This is a genomic window from Geoalkalibacter sp. (genome assembly GCF_030604225.1).
Classification (GTDB): domain Bacteria; phylum Desulfobacterota; class Desulfuromonadia; order Desulfuromonadales; family Geoalkalibacteraceae; genus Geoalkalibacter.
This window is the reverse complement of record NZ_JAUVWH010000071.1, coordinates 1-15,974: the sequence shown is the minus strand read 5'-3', so window position 1 is coordinate 15,974 and position 15,974 is coordinate 1. Positions and strand designations below refer to the sequence as shown.

The following is a 15,974-nucleotide window of genomic DNA, read 5'->3' as shown; positions in this document are numbered from 1 at the left end:
GCGGCGGAGAAGGGGGCGACGCCATGAAAAAGGAAACCTACATCCTGGCCGGTGCCGCGCTGATTATCGGCATTCTGTTGGGCGTGATCTTCTCCGGCTCGGGCGACAAGACGCCGAGCCGTCCCGCGACGAGCAGCGCGCCGCCCGGTGCGCCGCCGGTCAACCTGCAGCAGAACATTCAGATGCTCGAGGACATCGTGCGCCAGGATCCCACCAACCGCAACGCCTGGGTGCAGCTGGGGCACAACTACTTCGACGGCAATCAGCCCATGAAGGCCATCGAAGCCTACAACAAGGCGCTGGAACTGGATCCCAACGATCCTGATGTCATCACCAACCAGGGTGTGATGTTTCGGCGGGTGGGCTGGTACGACCGGGCCATCGACAACTTCCGCAAGGCCAACGAGATCAATCCCATGCACCCGCAGAGTCTCTACAACATGGGCGTGGTCTATCGCTACGATCTGCAGGACTACGACAAGGCGCGAGAAGCCTGGACCCTGTACATCGAACGTCATCCCACCGGGCAGGGCGCCGATCAGCTCCGCGCGGAACTCGAATTCCTTCGCGCCCATCCCCAGATGCCGCCGGGCATGCCGGGTCAATAAATCGTCGATCGAAGAAAAAGCCGGGATTTCCCCGGCTTTTTTGCAAGGGAAGGGGCCGTGTTGGGCAGCATGTGCATTTGGGTTCGTTTGATTCTGCTGGCCGCGTTCGTGCTTGGGATCCTGCCGGGCTGCGCTGCGCCAAGGCCCTTGACAGGGCTGCTCGAAGGGGATCTGCACTGGCAAGGCAGGGTGCTGCTGCGCGGCGACGTGGTGATCGCTGAGGGCGCCCATCTACATATCGCCCCCGGGACGCGGGTGCTTTTCCTGCCTCCAGCCGAGGGCGAGGATAGGCTCACCCTGCACCCCTATTTCCCCGGCAGCGAACTCATCGTTCATGGCCGCATCATCGCGCGCGGCACCCCCGAGAAGCCCATCGAGTTTCGCGCCGCCGACGCCCAAGCCGGTCCGGGAAGCTGGGGGGCGATCAATCTGCGCGAGAGCCCCGAGGCGATTTTTTCCCATTGCATCTTCACCCAGGCCGACAGCGCCATTCACAGCTTCGGTTCCAAGGTGCTTGTCGAGCAGAGCCTGTTCGAACGCAACCTGGTGGCGGTACGCTTCAACACCAGCGAAATTCGCATCGCGCATAATCTGATCCGCGACAACGACGCGGGCATCCGGTTTCATCTGGGAGCGCCCGTGGTGATCAACAATGACCTGCGCGACAATAACAAGAGTTTTTTTCTGACCGCCGATCCCCGCGATTACCGCATCACGCGCAACAATATTCTCGGCAGCCGCCAATACGCGGTGGTCCTCGGGGAAGATGTTCCTGACGATGTGCAGATGGCGGAAAACTATTGGGGCACCATGGATGCACAAGTCATCGAAACCCAATTTTTCGATGGACGACGTCTGGAGCATCTCGGGCGAGTTCGTTATGCGCCGTTGCTGGACAGGCCTGTTCCCGAGGCGGGGCCGGCATGGACCCGGTAGCCCGCCGTCACTGGCAAGCCAGGGCGGCCACTGATCCCGGCAGTGTAAGGGCCCTGGCGGAAGCCTTGGGGCTCTCTCCCCTCAGCGCGCGGATTTTGCTGGGACGCGGCCTCGGTGAGATCGCCGCGGCGCGGCATTTTCTCGCGGCACGCCTCGCGGCCCTGCCCGATCCCCTGCTCTTGAGCAACATGGACCAGGCTGCGCGGCGTTTGGCGCAGGCCGTGCGCGGGCAGGAAGAAATCGTCGTGCACGGCGACTACGACGTGGATGGTATCACCGGCGCGGCCCTGCTGGTGGAAAGCCTTAGGGCCCTGGGCGCGCAGGTGGACTTTCACATTCCCCTGCGACTGCGCGACGGATACGGCCTCTCGGCGGCGGCCCTGCGTGATGCCCAGGCCCAGGGCAAGCGCCTGGTGGTGTCCGTCGATTGCGGCATCAGTGCTCTCGATGAGGCCCGCCTGGCCCGCGAGCTGGGCCTCGACCTGATCATCACCGATCACCATCAACCCCCCGAGCAGCTTCCCCCCGCCCTGGCCCTGATCAATCCGCACCTGCCCGGCGATAAGTTTCCCGAAAAGCACCTGGCCGGGGTGGGCGTGGCGTTTTTCCTGCTCCTCGCGGTGCGGCGGCAGTTGCGCGACGAGGGCTGGTTCGCCGCGCGTCCCGAGCCCGACCTGCGCCTCATGCTCGATTTCGTCGCCCTGGGCACCATCGCCGACATCGTGCCGCTCACCGGCGTTAATCGCATCCTGGTGCGCGCCGGCCTCGATCTGCTCGCTCAGGACCGGCGGCCGGGGCTCGCGGCCTTGCGGCAGATCGCGGGGGTGCGCGAAGTGACCTGCGGCGCGGTGGGCTTTCAGCTGGCGCCGCGTCTTAACGCCGCCGGTCGCCTGGAGGACGCCGCCCTGGCGGTCCGGCTGCTGCTCACCCGGGACGCCGAGAAGGCGCGTGACATCGCCCGGCAGCTTGACGAATGCAACCGCGAACGCCAGAGCATCGAGGCCGAAACCTTTGACCAGGCCCTGGAGCGTCTGGACGCCCTCGACCAGCCGTGGCGCCGCTCCATCGTCCTCGCGGACGAACGCTGGCATCCCGGGGTCATCGGCATCGTCGCCAGCCGTCTGGTGGAGCGCTTCCATCGCCCGACCCTGCTCATCGCCCTCGACAAGGGACGCGGCAAGGGATCGGGACGCTCCATTCGCGGCTTGCATCTCTATCAGGCCCTGTCTGCCTGCGGCGATCGTTTGCTGGGATTCGGCGGCCATGAATACGCGGCGGGTCTGTCCATCGCCGCCGAGGAACTGGACAATTTCACCGAGCAGTTCGAAGCCCTGGCGTGCGCGGCGCTTACCGAAGACGATCTGCTTCCGCAACTGCTGCACGACGGCGTCGTTGACCTGGCGGCCTTTGCCCAGGCGGATGTGGCGGAGTTGGCTGCTCTCGCGCCCTTCGGCCCCGGCAACCCCGAGCCCCTGTTTCGCGTCAACGGCGCGGTCTTTGAGCGGCCGCGCTGCGTGGGGCGCGATCATCTGCAATTTCAGTTGCGTCAGGAAGATGTGAGTCTGCCCTGCATCGCCTTCGGCGCGGCGGCGCGCTGGCAGGGCATCAACGGATGGGTCGACGTGCTGTGCACGCCGCAGATCAATCGCTGGCAGGGACGGGAATCCGTCCAGTTGCGGGTGAAGGATTTACGGGAAAACGGGTAGGAAAAAGGGCCGGCCTCGCAAGACCGGCCCTTGGTTTTTCACGGGCGCAGGGTTTCGGCGGCCAGTTTGTCCCAGGCCGGCAGGCTGCGCTCGATCATGGCCAGATCCACGCAGTAGGCGATGCGGAAAAAGCCCGGGGCGCCGAAGCCCGAACCCGGCACCAGCAGCAGGTTGTGCCGTTGCGCCGTCTTGACGAATTCCACGTCATCGGCCAGGGGCGATTTGGGGAACAGGTAAAAGCCGCCGTCGGGCTTGACCATCTCGAACCCCAGCTTGCTCAGGTGGGCGTAGAGCACATCGCGCTTGTGCTGGTACTCGGTGATATCCACGCTGGCGCGCTGCAACCCCGCGACCAGCAACTGCATGAGCGCCGGGGCGTTGACGAAGCCCAGCACCCGGTTGCAGAACACCGCGCCCTCCATGAACAGCTCGACCTCGCGCATCAGGGGGTTGGCCGCCAGATAACCGATGCGCTCGCCGGGCAGGGCCAGATCCTTGGAGTGGGAGGTGGCGATCACCGCGTTGCGGATGCAGGCGAAGATGGCGGGCACCTGCTTGCCGTCGTAGCTCAGGCGCGCGTAGGGCTCGTCGGAAATCACGTAGATCTGTCGGCCCAGCTCCTTTTCCTTCTCCTCCAGCATGCGCCCCAAGGCGGCCAGGGTTTCGCGCGGATAGATGACGCCCGTGGGGTTGTTGGGCGAATTGAGGATCAGGGCGCGGGTCCTGGGGCCGATGGCCGCGGCGATGGCGTCGATGTCGGGCTGGAAGGTAGCGCGATCGGTCCACACTTCCACCGGCACCCCGCCGTGATTGTCGATGTAGAACTTGTACTCGACGAAGTAGGGGGTGAGGATGATGACCTCCTCGCCGGGGTTGAGAATGGTCTTGAGGATCACGTTGAGGGCGCCGCCCGCGCCGCAGGTCATGATGACGTGGCGCGCCGCCACCGGCAGGCCGCTTTTCTCGGCGAGGATTTCAGCCACCGCGGCACGGGTCTGTTCGTGCCCGGCGTTGTTCATGTAGCGGTGCATGCCGATCAGGGGCCGCTGCGCCAGTTCCAGCAACTGGGCGCGAAACGCCTCGGGGGGCTCCACCGCGGGGTTGCCCAGGGTGAAATCAAAAACATTATCGGCGCCGTACTTTTCCCGCAGTGCCGCGCCTTCCTCGAACATCTTGCGAATCCACGAAGAACGCTCGATGCATCCCTGAACCTTGTCGGCAATGGCCATGTCAATCAACTCCTTGGGGTAGGTGAGGGCCGGACGCAAATCCCATCGGCCCGCAATCGGCGCAGTTTAGCCTTGGCGCGCCGGCGGGTCAAGGTTTGGCTGCCCCAAGTCCTTGCCTACGCCGCACAAGTTGCATTTTGCCATCGATTGGGCTAAATTGCCTGCTTTCCGACCTTAAACGAGGTGCGAGATGGCAGAGGATAAACTTGGGCCGTTGCGGCAGAAAATCGACGAGATCGATGACCGGATTCTGGATCTGCTCAACGAGCGCGCCAAGGTGGTCATCGAGGTGGGCCACGCCAAGGCCGGGGAAAAAAAGGAATTCTACGTCCCCAGTCGCGAGCAGGCCATCTACCGTCGTCTGAGCGACACCAATCCGGGGCCTTTTCCCTCCGAGGCCATCAAGCGCGTCTATCGCGAGATCATCTCCGCCTGCCTGTCCCTGGAAGAACCCATGAAGGTGGCGTTCCTGGGGCCCCAGGCGACCTTCACCCATGTCGCCGCCATGCAGCAGTTCGGGCTGTCGGCCAGTCTGGTGCCCCTCAAGAGCATCTCGGCGGTCTTCGAGGAAGTGCAACGCGGCCGCGCCCATTATGGGGTGGTGCCCGTCGAGAATTCCAACGAAGGCATCGTCTCCCACACCCTCGATATGTTCATGGGTTCGGATCTCAAGGTGAGCGCCGAGATCCTGCTGGAAATCTCCCACGACCTGCTTTCGCGCAGCGGCCGGCTGGAGGACGTGCGCAAGGTGGTCTCCCATCCCCAGGCGCTGGCTCAGTGCCGGCGCTGGCTGGAAGAAAACCTGCCCGAGGTGCCCCTGGTGGATGTGGCGAGTACCGCCCTGGCCGCGCAGATGGCCACCGAGGACGAAAGCGCCGCGGCCATCGCCAGCGAGATGGCCGCGTCCTTTTACGGTTTGCAGGTGGTCAAGGCGAAGATCGCCGACAACCCCAACAACTACACGCGCTTTCTGGTGGTGGGCCGCAATAACCCGGAGCGCAGCGGCAAGGACAAGACCTCGATTATGTTCAGCGTCAAGGACGAGCCGGGGATTCTCTACCGCATGCTCGAACCCTTCAGCAAGCGCCAGATCAACCTGAGCAAGATCGAGAGCCGGCCGCTTAAGTCCAAGGCCTGGGAATACATCTTCTTTCTGGATCTGGAAGGGCACGTGGCTGAACCGGCGGTCGCCGAAGCCATCGGCGAATTGCGTAGCTACTGCCAGTTCCTCAAGATCCTTGGCTCCTACCCCAAAGCGCGCTCCTGAGGTCGACGGTGACGGAAAACACTCTTTATATTCCCCGCCTGGCGGTGGTCGGCGTCGGCCTCATCGGTGGTTCCCTGGCCCTGGCCCTGCGCGAAGCGGGCGCGGTGGGCGAAGTCATCGGCATCGGCCGCGGCCTGGCCAATCTGGAAAAGGCCCTGGAGTTGGGCATCGTCGACCGCATCAGCCAGGATCCGGTTGAGGGCACGCGCGACGCCGATCTGGTGTTTCTCGCCACGCCGGTGTGCAAGTTGGGCGAGGTGGCGGCGGCCATTCTGCCCCATCTCAAGGCGGGCGCGGTGCTGACCGACGGCGGCAGCGTGAAAGCCGGCGTGATTGCCGAGATCGAACCGCTGCTGCGCCCCGGTGTTGCCTTCGTGCCCGGTCACCCCATCGCCGGCACCGAGCAAAGCGGCGCCGAGGCGGCCTTCACCACCCTCTACCGCAAACGGCGCTGCATTCTCACGCCGACGGCGCGCACCGACGCAAAAGCCCTGGACCTGGTGCGGCGCATGTGGCGGCTGGTGGGCAGCGAGGTGGTGGTGATGGACGCCGAGAAGCACGACCGCATTCTCGCCGCCATCAGCCATCTGCCGCACATGGTCGCCTATTCCCTGGTCAATGCCGTGGGTTCCTACGACCGCTACGAGGAAAACATCCTGGAATATTCCGCTGGAGGGTTTCGCGATTTTACCCGCATCGCCTCCTCCGACCCGACCATGTGGCGCGATATCGCCCTGACCAATCGCCCGGCTCTCATCGAGATGATGGAGCGCTTCGAGCGTTTTTTCGCCGAACTCAAGGAAGACGTGCGTCAGGGTGAGGGCGAGAAGCTTTTTGAATTCTTCCAGCGTTCCAAGGACCTGCGCGACAACATCCTGTGAGGCGGGCCTTTACGGGCCGCCGGTGAGACATCGACCATGACCCCATCCCTGACTGTCAGCCCCTCCGGCGGGCTGCGCGGTGAAATCACCGTTCCCGGCGACAAGTCCATTTCCCACCGCTCCATCATGCTCGGCTCCCTGGCCGAAGGCACCACCCGTGTGCACGGCTTTCTCGAGGGCGAGGACAATCTCTCGACCCTCAAGGCTTTTCAGGCCATGGGCGTGGACATCACCCGCCAGGCCGACGGGGTGCTGGAGATCCGAGGGCGTGGCCTGCACGGCCTGCGCGAGCCCGGCGACGTGCTCGACTGCGGCAATTCGGGCACGACCATGCGGCTGATGACCGGATTGCTCGCGGCGCAGCGCTTTTTTTCGGTGTTGACCGGTGATCAGTATCTGCGCCGCCGTCCCATGAAGCGGGTGGTCGAGCCCCTCGCGAAAATGGGCGCGCGCATCTGGGGCCGCGACGGCGGCGAGCGGGCACCGCTGGCGATCAACGGGGCACCCCTCAAGGGCCTTGAATTCCGTTCGAAGATCGCCAGCGCCCAGGTCAAGTCGGCGCTGCTGCTGGCCGGCCTCTACGCCGAGGGTGAGACCACCGTGTACGAGCCCCATCTGTCCCGCGACCACAGCGAGCGCATGCTGGCATTTTTCGGCGCCGAGGTGCGCTCCTTCGCCGGCGGCGTGACCATCGCGCCCCAGCCGCGCCTGCAAGGGCGCGAGGTGCGGGTGCCGGGGGATATCTCCTCGGCGGCCTTTTTCCTGGTGGCGGCGCTCATCACCCCAGGGTCGGAACTGTTGGTGCGCAACGTCGGCATCAATCCGACCCGTAGCGGCATCATCGATATTCTCCGGAGGATGGGGGGTGACTTGCAACTGCTCGACGAGCGCACCCTGTCGGGCGAGCCGGTGGCCGATGTGCTGGTGCGCGGCAGTTCCCTGCGCGGGATCGAGATCGGCGGCGACCTGGTGCCGCGCGCCATTGATGAATTCCCCGTGATCAGCGTGGCGGCGGCCCTGGCCGAAGGGACCACGACCATCCGCGACGCTCAGGAACTGCGCGTCAAGGAAACCGACCGTATCGCCGCCATGGTCAATGAGCTCGGCAGCCTCGGCGCGCGCGTCGCGGCGCTGGAGGACGGCATGCGCATCGAAGGGGTGGCGGGCTTGCAGGGCGGGCGGGTGCGTTCCCACGGCGATCATCGCATCGCCATGAGCATGGCGGTGGCGGCCCTGCGAGCCGCTGCTCCGGTGACCATCGAGGACACGGCCTGCACCGCGACCTCCTTCCCCAATTTCTGGGAGCTGCTTGAGCAGGTGAAAAGTTGAGAAAACGACCTATCGTCGCCATCGACGGGCCTTCCGGGGCCGGCAAGAGCACCATCAGCAAACTGTTGGCCCAGCGCCTTGGTTTTGCCCACATCGATACGGGTGCCATGTACCGCTGCGTGGCGCTGGCGGCGCTGCGGCGCGGCATCGACCCGGGCGACGAAGGGGCCCTGGGGGCGCTGGGCCTGGCGCTGCACATCGACTTTCGACGAGTTGACGGTGAGCAGCGGGTTTTCCTTGACGGCGAGGATGTCAGCGCCGCCATCCGCACCCCCGAGGTGAGCCTGCTCACCTCCAAGGTTTCATCGGTGGCGCGGGTGCGCGAAAATCTGGTCGAACTGCAACGGCGCATGGGCGAGCGGGGCGGGGTGGTGCTGGAAGGCCGTGATATCGGCACCGTGGTCTTTCCCGGCGCCGAGGCCAAGTTTTTTCTCACCGCCTCGGCGCGCGAACGGGGCCGGCGGCGCTATCTGGAGCTCAGGGACAAGGGCCTTGAGGTGGATCTGGAAACCACCATCGCCGAGGTGGAAGAACGCGATGCGGCCGACAGCTCACGCCGGCATTCGCCCTTAATTCAGGCGGCCGATGCGGTGCTCATCGACTCGACGGGGCTGAGCATCGAGCAGGTGGTGGACCGCATGGAGGCGGTAGTCGCCTCCTGTGACAAAGGGCAGGAGGCGGGCTGATGGCGATTCAAATTCTGCTGGCGCGCAGCGCGGGCTTCTGTTTCGGCGTCAAGCGCGCCACCCGCATGGCCTTCGAGGCCGCCGAATCCCATGACGGCATCTGCTCCCTGGGGCCGATCATCCACTCGCCGCAACTGGTGGAAAAGCTGGAGGAAAAAGGTGTGGTCGTGGTGAATGCCGTGGAGGACATTCCCGAAGGCGCGGTGATCATCCGCTCCCACGGCGTGACCAGCGGCGAACTGCGGGAAATCGGCAATCGCAACCTCGAGGTGGTGGATGCCACCTGTCCCTTCGTCAAGAGCGCCCAGGACCATGCCGCTCTGCTCAGCCGCGAAGGCTATGTGGTGGTGCTGGTGGGCGAGGGCGATCATCCCGAAGTGCAGGGCATTCTCTCTTACGCGGATAACACCGAAGTGTTCGTGGTCGGCGCTCCGGACGAAGCCGAGGCGATTCCCCGGCGCAAGCGCTTGGGGCTGATTGCCCAGACCACCCAATCCTTTGAAAACCTGCGCCAGGTGGCCGACATCTGCCTGAAAAAATGCCAGGAACTGCGTATCTTCAATACCATCTGCGATGCGACCAGCGTGCGCCAGGAAGAAGCGCGGGACATCGCCGGCAAGGCCGATCTGGTGCTGGTGATCGGTGGCTTCAACAGCGCCAACACCACGCGCCTGGCCCAGATCTGCCGCGAAATCCAACCGCGCACCTACCATATCGAAACGGCCGAGCAACTGGAGCCGGAATGGCTCAAGGGGGTCGGCACGGTGGGGATTACCGCCGGGGCGTCGACCCCGCGTTGGCTGATCGACGAGGTGATCCGCCGGGTGGAAACGGCGTCCAATTAAAGGTTTGTTTTTTCCATCACTTTGTGCTATTTTCCCTTCCTATTGTTCGGGAAGGACATAGAAACCTGCGAAAATTTGCAGGAAAATCGCTAGGGGGAACCGCTTTAATGGTCGAAAACAAGGGTACGATCAACCACGAAGACGAATTCATGGACAGGGACGAGGAACTCGAGGACGCGGAAACGTTTGCCGAACTTCTCGACAGCACTCACAAGGCGCTCAAGCCTGGTGAGGTGGTCAAGGGAGTGGTGGTGCAGATGAATCCCGACTCGGTGGTCGTCGACGTCGGCTACAAATCCGAAGGGATCATTTCCCTGAACGAGTTCGCCGATGAGGATGGCGCCAGCCAGATTAAAATCGGCAGCGAGTTCGATGTTCTTTTCGAGGGAACCGACAATGAAACCGGTCTGGTTCGCCTGTCCAAGCGCAAGGCTGATCAGCAGAAAGTCTGGAACAGTCTGGAAGAAGGGGCCGTCGTCGAAGGGCGGATCCTCTCTCGCATCAAGGGTGGCCTTTCCGTCGATATCGGCGTCAATGCCTTCCTGCCCGGCTCCCAGGTGGATCTGCGGCCCGTGCGCAACTTGGAGAAGATGATCGGCGAACTTTACAAGTTCAAGATCATCAAACTCAACAAGCGTCGTGGCAATATCGTGCTCTCGCGCCGGGTGCTGCTCGAGGACGAGCGCGAAAACCTGCGCGGCAAGACCCTGGCCAATATCGAAGAGGGCAAGATCGCCGATGGCGTGGTCAAGAACCTCACCGATTATGGCGCGTTCATCGACCTCGGCGGCATCGACGGTCTGCTGCACATCACCGATATGTCCTGGGGCCGGGTCAATCATCCCTCCGACATCCTCAATGTCGGTGATCGCATCAAGGTCAAGATCCTCAAGTTCGACCAGGAAAAAGAGCGCGTTTCCCTCGGGCTCAAGCAGATCACGCCCGATCCCTGGGAAGAGGCTTCCGGCAAGTATCCCGTCGGCGCCCGGGTGTCCGGCAAGGTGGTGAGCCTGACCGATTACGGGGCCTTCATCGAGTTGGAGGAGGGGGTTGAGGGGCTGATCCACGTTTCGGAAATGAGCTGGACCAAGCGCATCAAGCACCCCAACAAGCTTCTCAATATCGGCGATGTGGTGGAGTCCATGGTGCTGGCCGTGGATGCCGACAATCGTCGCATCTCCCTGGGCCTCAAGCAGGTCGAGCCCAATCCCTGGGATGTGATCGGCGAGAAATTCCCCGTCGGTACCATTATCGAGGGCCAGGTCAAGAACATCACCGATTTCGGCATCTTCGTCGGGGTCGATGAGGGCATCGACGGCCTGGTGCATATTTCCGATATTTCCTGGATCAAGCGCATCAAGCATCCCTCCGAGGTTTACAAGAAGGGCGACACGGTCAAGGCCGTGGTGCTCAATATCGATCGGGATAACGAGCGTTTCTCCCTCGGCATCAAGCAGCTTGCTTCCGATCCCTGGGATTCCATCCCCCAGCGCTACCGTCCGGGGACCATCGTGCGCGGCAAGGTGACGTCGGTGACCGATTTCGGCATCTTCCTGGAGATCGAGGAAGGCATCGAAGGGCTGATCCATGTTTCCGAGATCAGCAAGGAGAAGATCGACACGCCCAAGACCTTCACCAAGCTCGGCGACGACCTGGAAGCCGTGGTCCTCAATGTCGACACCGACGACCGCAAGATCGGGCTTTCCATCAAGAAGCTCTCGGATCAGAAGGAAAAGGCCGAGGTCGATGCCTATCTGGGTTCCCAGAAAGAGGCCACCTCAAGCCTTGGCGCCCTGCTCCAAGGGGCAATGAACAAGGCCGCTGAAGACAAGAAAGACGACTGAGCGGTCATCGGATGATTCTCGAAGCCCCCGGCCTGCGCGCCGGGGGCTTGTTTTGATCCGAAAGCAACTATGACAAAACGGCCCTTCCTGATGGCGCTTGCAACCTTCGGCGCCATTTTTCTTGTATTTTTTCTGATCATCTTGGCCGTCGGCAATCTGACTGGTCGTTCCACGCCCTTTCCCCTGGGGGAACGGGTCGGGGTGGTGCCCATCACCGGGGTGATTCTCTCCTCGGAGAAAATCAACGAGGCCATCACCCGCTTTCGTGAGGATGCCTCGGTGAAGGCCATTGTGCTGCGCATTGACTCTCCGGGGGGCGGCGTCGGGCCATCGCAGGAAATTTTCGATGAAGTCCGCCGAACCGTATCCGTTAAGCCTGTCGTGGCATCCATGGGTTCGGTCGCGGCTTCCGGCGGGTATTACGTCGCCGCGCCGGCCAATCGCATCGTCGCCAATCCCGGCACCATCACCGGCAGCATCGGGGTGATCATGGAATTCACCAATTTCCAGGATCTTCTCGAAAAAATAGGTCTCAAGACCCAGGTGGTCAAAAGCGGCGAGCACAAGGATATCGGTTCTCCGGTGCGTCCCATGAGCGAGGAAGACCGTCGCATCCTGCAATCGCTCATCGACGATGTACACGATCAGTTCGTCACGGCCGTCGCCGAGGAGCGCTCCCTCGCTTTCGACCATGCCGCCGGCCTTGCCGACGGGCGGATTTTCAGCGGGCGCCAAGCCATGACGGCCGGACTGGTCGATGAACTGGGCAATCTGCACGATGCTGTTCGTATCGCCGGTGAACTCGCCGGGATCAGCGGCGAACCGAAAACCCTATACCCGACACCGGAGAAGCCCAAATTTTTCGAATTCCTGATTCAGGAAAGCATTACGCAATTGCGCCAGAGCCTGCAGGAACCAAATCCCGTCGGCTTGCAATACCTGTGGCAGGGTAATTGACCAGGAGGCATGAACTCATGACCAAGAGCGAACTGATTGAACAACTGGCTGTAGAGAACACGGCGCTGAGCAAAAAGGAAGCGGAACTGGTGGTCAATACCATTTTCGACAGCATCAGCCAGGCCCTGATCGGGGGAGACCGGGTGGAAATTCGCGGTTTTGGTTCATTTACCATTCGTGAGCGCGATGCTCGCGAGGCCCGCAATCCCAAAAGCGGCGATCTGGTGAAGATCCCACCCAAGAAAACGCCTTTTTTCAAAACCGGCAAGGAACTGCGGGAACGGGTGAACAACGGAACTTGCTGCTAGGGAACGGGTTCCGGGTTCGGCTTCCGTGGATGTTCGGAATGGAAAAACAAAGCCCCGCAATCCTAAGATTGCGGGGCTTTGCCCGTAAAAAAGCAATTGGCGAAATCTCCAGGGCACTGTTGCTATCCGCGATCAGGTGTGTTGTTCCTGCTTAAGGACCAGTTCAGTGCGAATCTGGCGCTATGGCTTGGTGTTGCGCACCTGTCATGGGAAGCCAAGGCTTCGAGCGGATAGAATTTAACGGATGTTGCCGCTGCCCTGTGTCCCGCCAATTGCTAGCTCGTCTCCGGAATGCCGATCGTTTGCTTGGTGGCGCGACCTTGTAATTTTTTTCGGAAATTCACCGGAGAATCACTTTAGGCGTCCCATTCGAGGATGGGCTGGCTCACCATGATCACTGACCGGATGCTCTGTCCCGTTTATGTTGGTCACCCCAACAAGGACCCTACCGCGCATTCCAGAGAATCTTTTCAAAGAGCGATTGTGTTTACTTCTATCATAGCCATGGGCGTTGTCAACGACGTAGAAAAATTTTTTTCCGTCAGGCGTCGGAGGCTCCCATGAGGGGGCAGGCGGAACTTTATCGCCTCCAGGTCGCCGCCGAGGAGAGCGGTCAACGGCTGGATCAGTTTCTGGCCTCCCGCGCCGCCCATTCGCGCACCTTCTGGCGTCGCATCATCGATCTGGGTGGTGTCCATGTCGCCGGACGGCGAATTCGCCAATGCGGCTACCAGGTCCAGGGCGCTCAACAGGTCGAAGCCTATGTCGATGGATTGCCCCTAGAGCCCTTTGTTCTGGAAGACCGGCATATCCTCTTTCGCGACCGCTATCTTCTGGCGCTCGACAAGCCCGCGGGCGTTGATACCCAGCCGACCCATGCGCGTTTCAAGGGAACGCTTTATGAAGCGTTGTTACGCTTCCTTCAGGATCCCTTTCGGCCCCAGAGTCCTCCTGCCCTGGGCATGGTGCAGCGCCTCGATCGCGATACCTCGGGGGTGTTGGTGTTCTCCATTCATCCTCGGGCCCACAAACCGCTGACCGAGGCCATCGGTGCTCGGCGGCTTGACAAGGTTTATCTGGCTCTGGTACAGGGTGTGCCGAAGGCGCGGGCCGGAGAAATTCGGTCCCAGTTAGCGCGCGGGCGTCGCGACAATCGCATGAAATCCGTCGAGCAGGGCGGGCGTGAGGCCCTGACCCGCTACCGCGTGACGCGCACCTGGGAGGCTGCCGCCCTGTTGGAGGTTGAAATCCCCACGGGGCGCTCCCACCAGATTCGGGTGCATCTTGCCGAACTCGGGCATCCGTTGCTGGGCGATACGGCTTACGGCGGCCCCGAGGGCATCGCCGGCGCGCCGGTCGCGCGGCAAATGCTGCACTCCCTGCGTCTGGATCTCAAACATCCGGTGAGCGGAGAACCTTTGAGCTTGACGGCTCCCGTGCCCTGCGACATGAAACAGCTCATGGCGCACCTTGACGCCGGCCAGGGCGCTGCCCCTCAATCCTTGCCAAGGACGGAACATCCATGCTGACTTTCCCGCATATCGATCCGGTCATCGTGCAGATTGGGCCGCTGGCCTTGCGCTGGTACGGCCTGATGTATCTTTTGGGCTTTGTCGCCGGTTATCTTCTGATTGTCCATCTCGCACGTCTGCGGGGCCTGTCCCTTAAGCGCGAGGATGCCGCCGACCTGCTGTTTTATTGCGTCCTCGGGGTTATTCTCGGCGGCCGCCTGGGCTATGTTCTGTTTTACAATCCCCTGCATTTTCTCAGCCATCCTCTGGAGATTTTTGCCGTCTGGGAAGGCGGAATGAGCTTTCATGGCGGTCTGCTCGGCGTGGTGGTGGCAGCGCTTTGGGGAGTGCGGAAAAAGCAGCTGCCGATCCTGCTCACGGGTGACATCCTGGTGGCGGCCGCCGCGCCGGGTTTGGGGTTCGGCCGCTTGGGCAACTTCATCAATGGCGAACTCTGGGGCCGGGTCACCGATGTGCCCTGGGGCATGGTCTTTCCCGGCGCGGGACTTTTGCCGCGCCACCCGAGCCAGCTCTACCAGGCGCTGCTGGAAGGTCTGGTGCTGACCCTGATTCTCTATGGGCAGCATCGCCGCGGGTCGCGTCCCGGCGTGCCCTTTTTTACCTTTTTCACTCTTTATGGCGCTTTTCGGTTTTTCGTGGAATTTTTCCGCGAGCCCGACGCTCATCTCGGCTATCTGTGGGGCGGGGCGACCATGGGTCAGTTGCTGAGCCTGCCGATGATTGCCTTGGGGGTGGCGGGAATTTTCTGGTGCTCCCGGCGGGGAAGCAAGGCATGAAGAATCTGCGCGCGATTGTTTTTGACTGCGACGGGGTTTTGTTCGAGAGCCGGGCGGCCAACCTCGATTTTTACAACACCATCCTTGCGCGCTTTGGCGCGCCGCCGGTCTCCATGGCGGATGAGGCGACCCTGGCCCTGTGCCATACGGCCGCAAGCCCCGAGGTGTTGCGCGTTCTGCTCGGCGAGGAGCAACTCTCCACGGCCCTGGACTATGCGGCAAGCCTCGATTATCGGCGCTTCGTGCCCTTGCTGGACATGGAGCCTGGGCTGCGCGAGGCCTTGACCGATCTGGGGCGTGACTACCCGCTCGCTGTCGCGACCAATCGCGGGGCCAGCGGCGAGGACCTGTTGATCCATTTCGGCCTGCGCGAGCATTTTTCCGCCGTGGTCACCAGCCGTGATGTTCCCCGGCCCAAACCCTGGCCCGACATGTTGGTCGAGGCGGCGCGGCGACTAGGGTGCCGGACGCAGGATATGTTGTTCGTCGGGGACTCGGCTCTGGATCGCCATGCGGCGTTGGGCGCGGGCGCGCGGTTCGTGGCCTACAAGAATGATCTGGAAGGGGACTGGCGGGTGCTGTCCCATGGGCAGCTGGTGCATTTGGTGAGGTACGGAACTACAGGGCCTTGATCATTTCGAGCACATGCCCCCCGTTGAACTTGCGGTAGCTGACACTGTCCATCAGGGTGTGGATGATGAACACCCCGCGGCCATGCTCCTCAAGGCAACGAACCTCGGGGACCGGCAACGAGCTGATATCGAAGCCCTGGCCCTGGTCGTAAACCTTGATGCACAGAACCTTGTCCTTGATACTGATGGTGATGTGAACTTCCTTGTTGGGGTCGCCTTCGTGGGCGTGGCGAATGGCGTTGGTCATGGACTCGGTGAGAACCAGGTTGATATGATAGGCCAGTTCCTCGCGGTCCCCCTTGTATTTTTTCAGGGTTCTGGCGACATCTTCCCCAATCTTGCCGATCAGGCTGAGGTAGCGCGTCTGGTTGGGGACTTTGATGTCCACCTCGATTTTTTCGTCGATCATTAGGCCCCCCGAAAGACCCCTCAGAAACT

The 15,974-nt window shown here is 62.3% G+C and carries 16 protein-coding genes; 14 read left to right on the top strand and 2 right to left on the bottom strand.

Going from position 1 to position 15,974, the window contains the following annotated elements:
* The 3 genes from QAT43_RS09165 to recJ all read left to right on the top strand — a co-directional run.
* Nucleotides 1–608, top strand: a 608-nt coding sequence (locus tag QAT43_RS09165; protein WP_305042760.1) for a tetratricopeptide repeat protein, incomplete at its 5' end; no start/stop codon positions are given.
* 69 nt (nucleotides 609–677) lie between these two features.
* Nucleotides 678–1,544: a right-handed parallel beta-helix repeat-containing protein gene (locus QAT43_RS09160; RefSeq protein ID WP_305042759.1), complete on the top strand. Its 867-nt coding sequence runs from the start codon at nucleotides 678–680 to the stop codon at nucleotides 1,542–1,544.
* Nucleotides 1,532–3,250, top strand: coding sequence for a single-stranded-DNA-specific exonuclease RecJ (recJ, locus tag QAT43_RS09155; protein ID WP_305042758.1), 1,719 nt, complete (start codon nucleotides 1,532–1,534; stop codon nucleotides 3,248–3,250). The genes QAT43_RS09160 and recJ overlap by 13 nt, the downstream gene beginning before the upstream one ends.
* Nucleotides 3,251–3,288: 38 nt before the next feature.
* Here the strand turns inward: recJ and QAT43_RS09150 are convergent, their stop codons facing one another.
* On the bottom strand, nucleotides 3,289–4,479 hold the full coding sequence (locus QAT43_RS09150) for a pyridoxal phosphate-dependent aminotransferase (protein WP_305042757.1): 1,191 nt from the start codon (nucleotides 4,477–4,479) through the stop codon (nucleotides 3,289–3,291).
* A gap of 190 nt (nucleotides 4,480–4,669) precedes the next feature.
* Between QAT43_RS09150 and pheA the strand changes: the two genes are divergently transcribed.
* The 11 genes from pheA (at nucleotide 4,670) to QAT43_RS09095 (ending at nucleotide 15,536) form a co-directional block, all read left to right on the top strand.
* Nucleotides 4,670–5,746: a prephenate dehydratase gene (gene pheA, locus QAT43_RS09145; RefSeq protein ID WP_305042756.1), complete on the top strand. Its 1,077-nt coding sequence runs from the start codon at nucleotides 4,670–4,672 to the stop codon at nucleotides 5,744–5,746.
* Nucleotides 5,747–5,754: 8 nt separating this feature from the next.
* Nucleotides 5,755–6,627: a prephenate dehydrogenase gene (locus QAT43_RS09140; RefSeq protein ID WP_305042755.1), complete on the top strand. Its 873-nt coding sequence runs from the start codon at nucleotides 5,755–5,757 to the stop codon at nucleotides 6,625–6,627.
* Nucleotides 6,628–6,663: 36 nt separating this feature from the next.
* On the top strand, nucleotides 6,664–7,956 hold the full coding sequence (aroA, locus tag QAT43_RS09135) for a 3-phosphoshikimate 1-carboxyvinyltransferase (RefSeq protein WP_305042754.1): 1,293 nt from the start codon (nucleotides 6,664–6,666) through the stop codon (nucleotides 7,954–7,956).
* Nucleotides 7,953–8,642, top strand: a complete 690-nt coding sequence (gene cmk / locus QAT43_RS09130; protein ID WP_305042753.1) for a (d)CMP kinase — start codon at nucleotides 7,953–7,955, stop codon at nucleotides 8,640–8,642. The genes aroA and cmk overlap by 4 nt, the downstream gene beginning before the upstream one ends.
* Nucleotides 8,643–8,647: 5 nt before the next feature.
* Nucleotides 8,648–9,487: a 4-hydroxy-3-methylbut-2-enyl diphosphate reductase gene (ispH, locus tag QAT43_RS09125; RefSeq protein WP_442900232.1), complete on the top strand. Its 840-nt coding sequence runs from the start codon at nucleotides 8,648–8,650 to the stop codon at nucleotides 9,485–9,487.
* Between the two features lie 107 nt (nucleotides 9,488–9,594).
* Nucleotides 9,595–11,331 (top strand): 30S ribosomal protein S1, encoded by a 1,737-nt coding sequence (locus QAT43_RS09120; RefSeq protein WP_305042751.1) that lies wholly within the window; start codon nucleotides 9,595–9,597, stop codon nucleotides 11,329–11,331.
* Between the two features lie 90 nt (nucleotides 11,332–11,421).
* Nucleotides 11,422–12,288: a signal peptide peptidase SppA gene (gene sppA / locus QAT43_RS09115; RefSeq protein ID WP_305042750.1), complete on the top strand. Its 867-nt coding sequence runs from the start codon at nucleotides 11,422–11,424 to the stop codon at nucleotides 12,286–12,288.
* Nucleotides 12,289–12,305: 17 nt separating this feature from the next.
* Complete coding sequence (locus QAT43_RS09110) at nucleotides 12,306–12,596, top strand: integration host factor subunit beta (protein ID WP_305042749.1); 291 nt, start codon at nucleotides 12,306–12,308, stop codon at nucleotides 12,594–12,596.
* Between the two features lie 560 nt (nucleotides 12,597–13,156).
* Nucleotides 13,157–14,125: an RluA family pseudouridine synthase gene (locus tag QAT43_RS09105; protein WP_305042748.1), complete on the top strand. Its 969-nt coding sequence runs from the start codon at nucleotides 13,157–13,159 to the stop codon at nucleotides 14,123–14,125.
* Nucleotides 14,122–14,904 (top strand): prolipoprotein diacylglyceryl transferase, encoded by a 783-nt coding sequence (gene lgt, locus QAT43_RS09100; protein WP_442900231.1) that lies wholly within the window; start codon nucleotides 14,122–14,124, stop codon nucleotides 14,902–14,904. Before QAT43_RS09105 ends, lgt begins: the two co-directional genes overlap by 4 nt.
* Nucleotides 14,901–15,536, top strand: a complete 636-nt coding sequence (locus QAT43_RS09095; RefSeq protein WP_305042746.1) for an HAD family hydrolase — start codon at nucleotides 14,901–14,903, stop codon at nucleotides 15,534–15,536. Before lgt ends, QAT43_RS09095 begins: the two co-directional genes overlap by 4 nt.
* Here QAT43_RS09095 and QAT43_RS09090 read toward each other — a convergent pair.
* Nucleotides 15,523–15,945, bottom strand: coding sequence for an ATP-binding protein (locus QAT43_RS09090; RefSeq protein ID WP_442900230.1), 423 nt, complete (start codon nucleotides 15,943–15,945; stop codon nucleotides 15,523–15,525). The two genes, QAT43_RS09095 and QAT43_RS09090, sit on opposite strands and share 14 nt — an antisense overlap.
* Nucleotides 15,946–15,974 lie beyond the last annotated feature (29 nt).